This window comes from Vibrio salinus, from assembly GCF_021272385.1.
Classification (GTDB): Bacteria; Pseudomonadota; Gammaproteobacteria; order Enterobacterales; family Vibrionaceae; genus Vibrio; species Vibrio salinus.
Genome location: NZ_JAJSDZ010000010.1, coordinates 1,078,389 through 1,090,021 on the forward strand (window position 1 = coordinate 1,078,389; position 11,633 = coordinate 1,090,021).

The 11,633-nt window shown below is 39.7% G+C and carries 8 protein-coding genes and 1 pseudogene; 2 read left to right on the forward strand and 7 right to left on the reverse strand.

Annotated elements, in window-relative coordinates:
* Nucleotides 1–5: 5 nt before the first annotated feature.
* Complete coding sequence (locus LRQ06_RS18525; protein WP_232768526.1) at nt 6–1,604, reverse strand: methyl-accepting chemotaxis protein; 1,599 nt, start codon at nt 1,602–1,604, stop codon at nt 6–8.
* Nucleotides 1,605–2,072: 468 nt separating this feature from the next.
* Between LRQ06_RS18525 and LRQ06_RS18530 the strand changes: the two are divergent.
* A pseudogene (locus tag LRQ06_RS18530) lies at nt 2,073–3,919 on the forward strand (M3 family metallopeptidase).
* A 229-nt stretch (nt 3,920–4,148) separates the two neighbouring features.
* Nucleotides 4,149–4,331, forward strand: a complete 183-nt coding sequence (locus LRQ06_RS18535) for a hypothetical protein (protein ID WP_232768527.1) — start codon at nt 4,149–4,151, stop codon at nt 4,329–4,331.
* Between the two features lie 246 nt (nt 4,332–4,577).
* Here the strand turns inward: LRQ06_RS18535 and LRQ06_RS18540 are convergent, their stop codons facing one another.
* The 6 genes from LRQ06_RS18540 to astB form a co-directional block, all read right to left on the reverse strand.
* The gene (locus tag LRQ06_RS18540; protein ID WP_232768528.1) at nt 4,578–5,315 is read right to left on the reverse strand and encodes a sulfite exporter TauE/SafE family protein; all 738 of its coding nucleotides are present in this window, start codon (nt 5,313–5,315) and stop codon (nt 4,578–4,580) included.
* 260 nt (nt 5,316–5,575) lie between these two features.
* Nucleotides 5,576–6,532 carry a magnesium/cobalt transporter CorA gene (corA, locus tag LRQ06_RS18545; RefSeq protein ID WP_232768529.1) on the reverse strand — a complete coding sequence of 319 codons (957 nt, stop codon included), beginning with the start codon at nt 6,530–6,532 and terminating at the stop codon, nt 5,576–5,578.
* Between the two features lie 576 nt (nt 6,533–7,108).
* The gene (locus LRQ06_RS18550; protein ID WP_232768530.1) at nt 7,109–8,299 is read right to left on the reverse strand and encodes a class I SAM-dependent methyltransferase; all 1,191 of its coding nucleotides are present in this window, start codon (nt 8,297–8,299) and stop codon (nt 7,109–7,111) included.
* A 360-nt stretch (nt 8,300–8,659) separates the two neighbouring features.
* The gene (locus LRQ06_RS18555; protein WP_232768531.1) at nt 8,660–9,199 is read right to left on the reverse strand and encodes an NUDIX hydrolase; all 540 of its coding nucleotides are present in this window, start codon (nt 9,197–9,199) and stop codon (nt 8,660–8,662) included.
* Between the two features lie 73 nt (nt 9,200–9,272).
* Nucleotides 9,273–10,271, reverse strand: coding sequence for a succinylglutamate desuccinylase (gene astE, locus LRQ06_RS18560; protein ID WP_232768532.1), 999 nt, complete (start codon nt 10,269–10,271; stop codon nt 9,273–9,275).
* Nucleotides 10,272–10,282: 11 nt separating this feature from the next.
* Nucleotides 10,283–11,623 carry an N-succinylarginine dihydrolase gene (astB, locus tag LRQ06_RS18565; RefSeq protein ID WP_232768533.1) on the reverse strand — a complete coding sequence of 447 codons (1,341 nt, stop codon included), beginning with the start codon at nt 11,621–11,623 and terminating at the stop codon, nt 10,283–10,285.
* Nucleotides 11,624–11,633 lie beyond the last annotated feature (10 nt).

An 11,633-nucleotide genomic window follows, 5' to 3' on the forward strand; every position in this document is an offset into this window, starting at 1 on the left:
TCAGATCAAATATCCGCTTTCACTTTAAACTTGTTCATCGCATCCTGTAAGTCATGAGCAAGTTTAGACAAGGCTTCACTGGCCACTTCGGCCTCCTCTGCGGAATGGACGATCAACTCACCGGTATCTTTGATACCAACCATATTCTGACTAATTTCCTCAGACGCCGAAGCCTGCTGCTCATTCGCCGCCGCAACCTGAGCACTAGCGTCAGTCAATGAATGTACAACATTTGATATTTCGCTGATACCTTCCCGGGATTCATCAATGAGCGCAGAAACCTCGGTAATACCTTCACTGTTTTTTTGTATACTCTCGACAGTTGAACCGGAATTTGTAACCAGTTTTTCTATCAATTCATAAATTTGCTTCGTCGCCTCCTGGCTACGGGTTGCCAATGCTCTGACTTCATCTGCAACAACCGCAAAGCCACGCCCCTGATCACCGGCCCGTGCAGCCTCAATGGCAGCATTAAGTGCCAACAGGTTAGTCTGTTCCGCAATCGCATTAATTTCTGTCACAAAATTTTGTATTTGTTCTGAGCTTTTCTGTAGATCTTCAACAAGTAACTTGGATTTTTCTGAGCGCTCGACAAGATCATTCGTGATTTTTCTAGTCGTTTCAATTTGCTTAAAACTCTGTGAAATATAATTTTCTGCTGATTGCGTTGAGGCCGCTGCATTCGATGCATTTTGGGCCACTTCCGTGATCGTAATACCCATTTCATGCATCGCTGTTGCAACCTGATCGGTACTATCCTGCTGAACATTGATGGCATCACGGTTAGCTTTGGACACGGTTGCCAGTTCAGTGATCGTTTCAGCAATAGTATTAGTAGCGGATTTAATCGTATGAACTACTGAATTTAATGACCGGGACGTCTTGTTTAAAGCTTTCAGTAACAGACCAATTTCATCGTTTTGGCTGTCGTCAATTTCAACGGTAAAATTCCCTCTGGCCACTTCCTCTGCAACATAACACGCTTTCCTTAAAGAATGAATCATCTGCCTTGCAATGAGTAAACCAATCGTCATGCCTAAAAATAAAGAAACCAGTGCGATCGATAACATCCCTATAAAAGCATACTCTTCATCCTGCTTAGTCTTAATCACGGCATCTTTGGTTAGTGTTTCAACCTGAGTTAAAAAATTTGACAACTCAGAATTGAGCATATCTTGGAGGCTTTCTACTCGTTTCAAATTAGAATAGATCAAAGAATCATCTTGTTTTGATACGATCAGTTGCAAAACAGTCGTCGCTTGCTCTTCATAATTCTTATGATGACGGATAATACCTTCCAAATCATGATTTAGCGTCATTGCTTTTTGCTGCAACTCTGGAGTCAGAGCATGCTGAATTGCATCATTCATTAATGCTTTTGCTTCCAGAATTTCGTCATCAAAACGACGGGAAAGAGACTCAAACTGAGTTTTTAGCCTTCCTATATAGCTGGCAGTTTCAGACTCTGAAACATCCAATACCCGTAGCGCTTTTTCTAAGATAACGGCACTGTGAAGCTGTTGAACCGTAATGTCGCTGGTTAGCTGAATTAAAGGAATGTTTTCATCGGCAACCCCCTTAATCTCATAAGCTATCTGCTTCATCTTAAATAAACCATAACCTGCAATGGCCAAGCTTAATAGCGACATTATCAAAATTATGATCATCATTCTCACGTTTATGGAGCGATTATTCAGCCATTTCATGTAAATCCCCTGACGCAACGGTACGTTAATCCACTTAATTTTTATTAGAAATGTCATTTATTATCAGTTTAAGCATAGTCAGCTATACAAAAAATGAGCAACAAGTTTTATGATAAGATTCACATTATAAATTCGATTTTCAGTATCTCACGACGTTATACCAATATAAAAAACCAAAAAAACAAAATAAATAGACCAAAAAACTTTATTTTTTAAAATTAAAAAATCAATCTCTTACATATGCAATTAATTTAAAGAATATTATGAAAAAACCAGTTTAGAAATTCTTAGATATTCAGTTAAATAATCAAAATAAAAGAGTAAGGTAACATTATCAGCATTCATCAAAATAACAGGTCAGATTTTATGACGGCAACGACTTATTTAAACACGCTCAACCACAACTACCTGACGGTTCACCGAAAAAAAGAAGACCTATTTTGGGATACCTATATGGGGATCAGTGGTGATCATGAACAGGCAGCAAAGGCACAGAGCGACTGGATACATTTTTTAGCAGACCCGAATAAAATAAGCGAAATAAAATCCCAGATAAAAGAAGCAGAATCTTTAAGTAATCCTCTGGAAAGAAAAACAACCATAACCGGATTAAACGGATGGCTGGTCATGTTTGAATCACATGCAATTGAGTCACAAAAAGGACAACAACTGAAAACAGAATTAATTAATTTTGAAGCCGCCTTATTTGAAAAGAAACAAAATCACACAATGACGTATCGGGACGAAAACGGACATCTACCGATGCTTCCCTTCCGGTACTCAGCTCACTGATCCGCACATCCGATAATGAAACAGTAAGAAAATCGGCTCATTCCGCACTACTGGAACTTGAACAATGGTTACTGCAAAATGGATTTATTGAACTTATTAAGCTAAGAAATAAATTTGCCCACGCACTGGGATACGATTCTTTCTTTGATTATTCCGTTGTTAAAACAGAACAAATGTCAGCAAAAGAATTGTTTGTAATTCTGGATGATTTTGAACAACAGACACGCCAAAACCATCTTAAAAGTCTGGCTGATTTATCAAATAAAAAAGGAAAACCGGCACTGACCGGACACAACTTTGCTTTTTCATATTCAGGAGATGCCATGCGGGAACTGGATTCTTACGTTCCTTTCTCAAAATCACTTCGTCACTGGGTTGATTCTTTTGGTCGTCTTAACATTAATTATTCCGAAGCTGAACTGACTCTGGATCTTTTGGATCGTAAAGGCAAATATCAAAACGGATTCTGCCATGGTCCGGTTCCTGCTTTCTATGATCAAAATCTCTGGGTCCCAGCCAAAGTTAATTTCACAAGTAATGCCAAGCCTGATCAGATGGGAAGTGGGTACGATGGAATAAACACATTATTCCATGAAGGTGGTCATGCTGCCCATTTTGCAAATGTAAAGATGAATGCGCCCTGTTTCTCTCAGGAGTTTGCTCCAACATCTATGGCTTATGCCGAAACTCAGTCAATGTTCTGTGACAGCCTGCTAACGGATGCTGACTGGCTCAAACAATATGCTATTAACGCATCCGGCGACGCTGTTCCCGATGATATCATAAAAAAAATGGTCTACTGCAGACAACCGTTTAAAGCATATGGTGAACGCAGCATATTAGTTGTGCCCTATTTTGAACGTGCTTTATATCAGTTAACTGACGACGAACTAACGCCCGAAAACATTACCAATTTAGCCCGTAATATGGAAAAAAATATTCTTGGTCTGGAGTGCAGTCCCCGGCCACTACTGGCCATTCCACACCTTTTATCCGATGAATCAGCCTGTTCTTATCAGGGGTACCTTCTGGCTCATATGGCGGTATATCAAACCAGAGCCTACTTTACTGAAAAATTCGGATATCTTACTGATAACCCGGAAATCGGCCCTCTTCTGGCTAAGCACTATTGGCACAAGGGCAATCACATATCTCACAGTCAAACAATTGAAAGCCTGACCGGCGAAAAATTCTGCGCCAAACATCTGGCTGATGCCTGTAATTTATCAGCAGAAGATGCCTGGCTCTATGAGCAAAAAAAAATCACATCACTCAACACTCGGACAAGAGCTAAAATATCCCCGTTAAACGCCACCATAAAAATTGTTGATGGACAATCAACTATCTGCGATAACACACTCTCAGATGAAGAAATGTGCCGGCAATTCGAATGCTATGTAAATGAGAAATACGGATGCTGACTTAATTGGTCTTTCATTATCGGATAATTTAAACAAATCAGGTTATGGCAAATGCATGCCATGGCCTGATACGTTCCCCGCGCGTCTCTTTCCACTCATTAATTATTTGGAATAAGAATCACACAAATAACCATCCACAGACTTTTTTCATTCTTTTCTCAGAGAATATTTCTCTTATTTTTGTATATAGACTATATATACAATGTATATACATTTTATGAGCGATGATATGGGAAGTAAAAAATCATCAAATAAAAAGGACTGCCAGCTAGTCCTGCGTATCAACCGAGAGCAGCGCGATAAATTTATCGAACTCTGCGAAGATATGGATACGTCTGCAGCCCGGGAAATCCGGAAGTTCATTAAACAATACGTTGCAACTCATACAAAGGTAAATACAGATAAGTCTTGAGCTCTGTGGTACTGGACTAAATTATCATCATAATTTATGGAGTAAGACACAATGGCAAAAACCAAAAAAGATCTTAAAAAATCACTGAAAAAAGCAAAAGCTAAGGTAAAAAAAATCAAAAAAGCAATCAAAAAAGCATAAGACTGCTATCACAGACTTATTCTCAGATTACCAATGCTTAACCGTAGCCCTGATAAATATCTCAGGGCTACATTTTTAAGTTTCTCATAACGATCCCAGATCCAATTAAGTACGTATGAACTGAAGTAATGAATAACCAAGAGATATAACAGACAATCCAATCATTATGTAGTAAGCAGCGGAATTGATAAATAACCATTTCCCCGACTTAAATAACTGCTTACCCAGTAGAGCCCCTGCCAGAGAAAGAACAACATAAAAATAGGGATGCTCAGGTAATAAAGGGATTTGTTCTGTAACAAAAATATTACTGCCAACCACAAATATCATTGTTATGAAAAAATAGCTGACAAGTGTGTTTCTTTGTTGTTCAGCAGAAATGGATTGGTGGCGGATATGAATGACAATCGGTGCCCCACCGGCAGATACCGCACTTGTGCTCCATCCTGATAAAAAACCACATAACCAGGGTGAGCGAATGCACTTCATCGCTGATTCATTAGGCAATTTTGTCAAAACCGCCAATCCAGTAATGGTCAGAGGTACCAATACTTTCAGCCATGCTTCGGGCAATCTATACAGCATAAACACGCCCAAAGGTACCCCTAGTATGGTAGCCCACAACACCGGTTTTAAAACGTCAAAATGCGTCTTTTTCCAGCTATCAAATACCAGTGGAAAACTGATAATCAATTCAACTAATAATATAGCAGGCACGATTTCTGAAACAGGATAAAACAACGAAACGACCAGTATCGTGATCATGGAATAACCAAACCCGGTGTAACCACGGATAATACCAGCTATCACTACAGCGGTGATAATACTCAAATCCATAACCATCTGATGTCTCTCCGGTTCTTGATAACCACGAAAAAGCGACAACGTAACTTAAAATAACTAGCAGCGTTATTCAATAATAGTAATCAGAGTCTACATTCCCGTCGTGGTCCACTCCTGAATATCTTTGATGCCAGTGCCGGTTTCATCAGACATAAGAAAAGCCGGATATTAACCGGCTTTATGAAATAGGGTCATCAATTTTTATCAGTAAAATTAATAGCTACGCCATGAAATCCTGAAATCCTATACCCCTTATTATCTCAAAGCCAACCTTTACGTTTGAAATAAAAATACGGTGCAAATCCGGAAGCCAGCATCAGCCCCAGAGCAAAAGGATAGCCGCCTAACCAGTGTAATTCAGGCATAAACTTAAAGTTCATGCCATAAATACTCGCAATCACTGTAGGAGGTAAGAAAACGACGGCCGCAATTGAAAAGATTTTGATTATCTGATTTTGCTCAATATTAATGAATCCTTGAGTGGAATCCATCAAAAAATTAATTTTATCGAACAAAAACGTTGTGTGTGACATCAAAGCTTCAATATCGTGGCTAATTTCAGTCAAGGCTTCCCGGTGTTCACTTCTCGATTTTAGATTTCTCAGTAAAAACGAAATATTTCGCTGAGTATCCATCAGACACAAACGAACTTTACCATTGCTGTCCTCAAGGCGGGCTAAACGGCTAATGCTTTCTTCCAGATCAGGTTCTTCACTTTCCAGAACATCGTAACTGACTTTTTCAAGCTCTTTATGAATATCCTCGAGTGTATCCGCATGATTTTCAACTTTCTGATCAAGCAATGTCACCAGTAAACTGTCCACATTGCTACAATGAACCTGACCTTTTCTGGCCCGTAAGCGCAGAAGGCGAAAATCGGCAACATCCCCTTCACGGATTGTAATCAATCTTTTTTTCTGAAGGATACAGGCAACAGTTACAGGAGAATGCCTGCCCTCTGAACGGGACAAAAACAAGGAGTGAACATGCATACCTGTCTTTTCAATAAAACAACGCGCGGAAGTCTCAATCTCTTCAACATCATTTGATTTGGGTAATTCAATACTTAATAGAGAAGTGATGAGTTGCCTTTCTTCTTCTGTTGGTTCATGAGCATCAATCCATTCTGCCTGTTCAATAAAGACGCTAAGATCACTGGAGCCTTCGGTCGGCATCGCTGTAATCAGGCCATTTATGATTTTAAAAAATCTCAGCATTAGGCACTCCTCTTAATTATTACGAATAGATTCGAAATCTTTATATTCGATATTTCCGCTCTCTTTACTGCTATACAAAAACAGTTAGTTACATTGAATTTTCATCACGCCATTCAAATCAAAATAAACCTTATGGGCACATCGTCTGAAAACGGAATGAACCTGTACATAAAATATGCCGATTGTATGAATGACATGCATGGGAAAAGAAAAATTAGCAACAAAGCAAAGGTTGGCAACTATCACCCAATCCCTCACCTCAGTTAGATCGAATAATCACTTTACTATGCTACCAGCTCTTATTAAGCCGCCCGATTATAAGCGTCTGTCATGGCAATAATCAAAACAAATTTTATTTTTATACATCAGGTTTTTAGTGTCATCCCCATTTGTGTAAGCCAGTATATTTACTTTTTTTGATAAATTTATTACAAAAAAATACCAAAGCTTCGAACGATGCTTTGGTATTAATTTGATACCTAGTCTAAAAATGAATGAGTCCAACTCGTTAGTAACAAAAATGTATAACCGACTCATTTATTAATGCTTATTGATATTAACTCTTACCAGTCAGGTTTATTTGTACATATATTCGCGGGTTAAAGGCAAAATCTGCTTACCGGCTTTCGTTGCCACTATCTGATGCAAAGATACCCAGTTTTGATAAAAAGCATAAGCGCAACCAGCCAGATACACACGCCAGATTCTGAAATGCTTATCGTCCACCATACTCTGCAATAGATCCGCTTTAGCTTCAAAACGCTCAGCCCAATGATCAAGTGTTTTTGCATAATGAACACGCAAATTTTCTATATCTGTCGCTTCTAAACCAGCATTAGCCATTTCAAACAGAACTAAACTGATATGTGGTAACTCACCATTAGGGAAAACATACCGATCAATAAACTCACCGCCACCACCAGGTGCACTTCCTGAGTTTGGATCGCTGGTTGTTATACCGTGATTCATGATAACACCATCATCAGCCAGTAAACTGTTTAGTTTTTTGAAATACAAGGGTAAGTTATCGATGCCGACGTGCTCAAACATACCAACGCTGGTAATACGGTCAAAAGTACCTTCAACATCCCGGTAATCCAACAACTTAACCTGACAACGATCTTCCAGTCCAGCGGCTTTGATTCTTTTCTGAGCTTCCTTAAGCTGTTCCTCAGATAAAGTAATACCTGTGCAAATTGCGCCAAATTTTTGAGCCGCACGAATGACAAGAGCTCCCCAACCGCACCCGACATCTAACAAAGATTGCCCGGGCTGAAGATTTATTTTATTCAGAATATGGTCCAGTTTTTGTTCCTGAGCCAAATCCAGCGAGTCATCATCATGACGAAAATACCCGCACGAATAAACCATGTTTTTATCCAACCAGTGGCTATAAAATTCGTTCGAAACATCATAGTGGTAGGATATAGAGTTCTTATCGACTTTTTTAGTGTGTTTATGCCGTATAGAGCTACCATGCTTAAGTTTGCTGTTTTCTCCTTCTTCCACAAGTCTGGTGGCAACTTCAATGACATCGGTCACTTTGCCCTGAACATCAAGCTTACCTTCAACGTAAGCTTCTCCCAGCTTGTCTAAAGTCGGATGAACAAAATGTATCAATGAACTCATGTTTGGAATATCAACAACGATTTTTTCCTCATCTGCAAATTTGATCAATTTACCATTCCATAAACGCAAACTCATTGGTACTGAGTATTGTGAGCTAAGATCATCAATTATTTTTTCTAGCTTCCTTTCGAAAATCATAAAGACCTCCTGTGGTGCACATTTGACAAAACGATACCTAATTATTGAGACTTAGCTCAAAAAAGTAACGTTAATAAGTCATGCTACTCGCATAAATGAAAACTTCAAATCACGTTTTCTTAACACTCATCGGATAGCTATTCATAATCTAAATGGCAGGTATTTACAGTAAAAATATTATGGAGGCGGACTTATTGAAAAATCAAGTAAACTTCCCTTCAGGAAGGTAAATAGGATTTGCTAACCTTTGTATATAAATACTGTTCAGTCAGAAAATTTTTTGAGCATGGCAAAATGTAATAAAAAATGACTTGCTTATATTATGTAAACAACGAATAACGCACTACATATAACGGGCTTTTAGATAAGCCCTTTCATTTTTGCCAGAGCATAAACATTAACTGTTGTTGAATCTTTAATATCACCAGTGATGATCATCTGTTCAAAATCACTGAGCAAAATCTTTTTCGTTATTAATCCTTCTTCTTCCGGATCTAAATCGGTTTGTCCCTGAGTAAAGTCAGTAGCAAAATAAATATGATACCCCTGACTGCAAAAGCCATACGCAAGATACTGATAACCAATATATTCAAGCTTATTAGCAAACAGTCCTGTTTCTTCCTGTAATTCTCCGGCAGCCAACAATAAGTGATCCGCTTCCGGATTATCTTCCCAGGTTCCCTGTGGGAATTCTACGTGACGCTCACCAACCGGATACCGAAACTGCTCAACCAAATACACATAGCCGTCTTCATAAGGCAGAATAACCGCAAAATCCGGCTTATCGACAACACCATATAATCCTTCGGCTCCACTAGCACGGCGAATTTTATCTTCCCGGACACTCATCCATCTGTTTTTATAAACCACCTGACTATCCAGCGTTTCAATTTCTTTCATGATGCTCCCCTCATTTAAACATGATGTTTAATGCTGCATGCTAACAAAATCTAGCCGACTCAACAGATCCAAACTACCTGATATGAGTGTCTATACAGTCTTCGATCAACATCAACCCGGCACGAAGTCCATTTTTTACGTGATTGTTAGGAAAGATAATGAATTCTTCAGCCTGAGCGGCCCGAAACTCAGTTTCTCCGTCTCTGGCAAGCAAGTCGCCCTGGCTGAACCTTGTAAAATTCTTAACATCATCTTTCATATTAAGACTGAAATCGTCACTGCTTTTAACCAATATCTGAGAGACTTTATACACTTTTATATCTGTCCCTCTGTTTTGTCCGGATGACCCGAGAGAGTTTGTCGAAACCAATCTGTATAGCCCTTCTTTTATTCCCCGGAACCGGGTTAAATCATTTTGCCCGAATGGTAATGCTTTCCCCAGTTCCAGAGTGACGCTATCGGCCTGACAAACTGCTTTAGTAAAATAGCTGTACGTTGAACTGGGTGCATGATTGATAACAAGAGCATCCAGATCAACGGAGGATAAAAAGTTAAGCCAGCTTTCCGGGTACAAACCCTCTTCATCATAGGGTAATAAACCAAAACGTTCATGATGAGAAAGTCTGATTGCTGTGTGCAAATCAAGATGAATACGCGGATAAGACAAGGCGGTACTATAGAAATCAACGGTTAGTTGCTGAATCAGCAATGCTCTTAGTATCTCCGGGTAATGTTCCTCATTCTTTTTACTGTCAAACAACCGGTTCATATCGTAATCAGAATAACGAACGCCCAACCTCAGTGCATCAATATTTCCCAGAAGAATCATTAAACGTGATGTTAAAATCAACTTTTGATTAAAAATATCTGAAACCAGCTGATCCAAAATTTCAACCGGAGCTGTTTCATTACCATGAATACCGGCAGAAAGTAATATACTGCTATGGCAAACGAATTCAGGTTCAAAAATAATGACTCCTAAAGCCGGACAAAACCAATTTATATTTCCAGCTTTCCCTTTTCTCCCTTTTTCGAACGAACCGTTTAATGTCTCCTGCAAAAAACTGCGCATCGTCATCCCCCTTAGCGTTGAAAAGGATAAATTGACCCCAGATTCAATAACCGGGTTAATTCATCCAGTGCTGTACGATTTTCCAGTAATAGCTCCGGATCACGCAGATCAGCTTCGGATAAACGATCCCGGTAATGCGTTTTCACCCAGCGAGTCAACTTCTCGTAAAGTTCATCATTCATAATGGCATTCTGATTAACGGCACATAATTCCTGATCATTCAGTACAACCCGTAATCTGAGACACGCAGGGCCACCACCATTTCGCATACTTTCCCGCAAGTCGAACACTTTAAGATCATTAATTGGTCCGGGACCAGCAATCAGTTCCTGAAGATAATCCCACACTCTCTGACTGCGTCTGCACTCTTCAGGAACCACTATCAGCATAGAACCATCTTTTTTCGTCAATAACTGACTATTGAACAAATATGTATTGACCGCATCCTGAACGGATACCTGACCCGATTTCACGGCTATTGGCGTAAAATCACAATTAATTTTCGCCAGCTTTGAACGAATTTCATCAAACTTAGCAGAAGTGTTCAAAAAGGCTTCTTCATGATGAAGGAAAACCGGGCCATTACTAACGGCGATAACATCGTTATGAAAGACACCCTGATCAATAACGGATGGGTTTTGCTGAACAAAGACGGTGTTATGCTCACTCAACTGATTTAAGCGCGCGACAGATTCACTGGCTTCATAAGTTTGCCTTGCCGGGTATTTTACCGGCTCGGCATCATTGCTGTACGCTCTTCGCCCATAGACAAAGATTTCCACACCTTCATAACCGTAATCCCGGCATAACCGGTTATGGTTTGCGGCACCTTCATCACCGAAAACAGCTTGTTGCGGTAAAGCCCGGTGATGCGAAAAAAAATCAGAATCCGAAAAGATTGCTTTTAGCGCATTGGTCGTTGTATCTTCCTCAATAGCCCGATGGATTTTATTGTTCAGATTTGCAACAGTAAAATGCACTTTCCCATCTTTTGTATCCGCTGAAGGTGACACTGTAGCGGAATTAGCGACCCACATAGAAGAGGCAGAGCTAATTGCGGAAAACAAAGCCGGGTTGGTTTGTGATGCGTGATATATAACATCATAATCCGATCCCTGAAACCCTAATTGCCTTAATGTTTGAATACAGGGTCGCTCCTGAGGAGGCAACACTCCCTGCTTAAATCCCATATCCGCCAGCGCTTTCATTTTACTCAGCCCCTGCAATGCAGCGAGCCGGGGGTTTGCAACCGCATTTTTGTGTGAAGTTGAAGCCACATTACCAAATGATAACCCAGCATAATTGTGCGTAAGTCCAACTAAGCCATCAAAATTTACTTCGTAAGCTGACATTATTATTCTC

What these genes read in the sequence shown, in the direction of transcription:
- LRQ06_RS18525 (WP_232768526.1), bottom strand. Translation starts at nt 1,604, where the DNA reads ATGAAGCAGATAGCTTATGAGATTAAGGGGGTTGCCGATGAAAACATT.
- LRQ06_RS18535 (WP_232768527.1), top strand. Translation starts at nt 4,149, where the DNA reads ATGGGAAGTAAAAAATCATCAAATAAAAAGGACTGCCAGCTAGTCCTG.
- LRQ06_RS18540 (WP_232768528.1), bottom strand. Translation starts at nt 5,315, where the DNA reads ATGGTTATGGATTTGAGTATTATCACCGCTGTAGTGATAGCTGGTATT.
- corA (WP_232768529.1), bottom strand. Translation starts at nt 6,532, where the DNA reads ATGCTGAGATTTTTTAAAATCATAAATGGCCTGATTACAGCGATGCCG.
- LRQ06_RS18550 (WP_232768530.1), bottom strand. Translation starts at nt 8,299, where the DNA reads ATGATTTTCGAAAGGAAGCTAGAAAAAATAATTGATGATCTTAGCTCA.
- LRQ06_RS18555 (WP_232768531.1), bottom strand. Translation starts at nt 9,199, where the DNA reads ATGAAAGAAATTGAAACGCTGGATAGTCAGGTGGTTTATAAAAACAGA.
- astE (WP_232768532.1), bottom strand. Translation starts at nt 10,271, where the DNA reads ATGCGCAGTTTTTTGCAGGAGACATTAAACGGTTCGTTCGAAAAAGGG.
- astB (WP_232768533.1), bottom strand. Translation starts at nt 11,623, where the DNA reads ATGTCAGCTTACGAAGTAAATTTTGATGGCTTAGTTGGACTTACGCAC.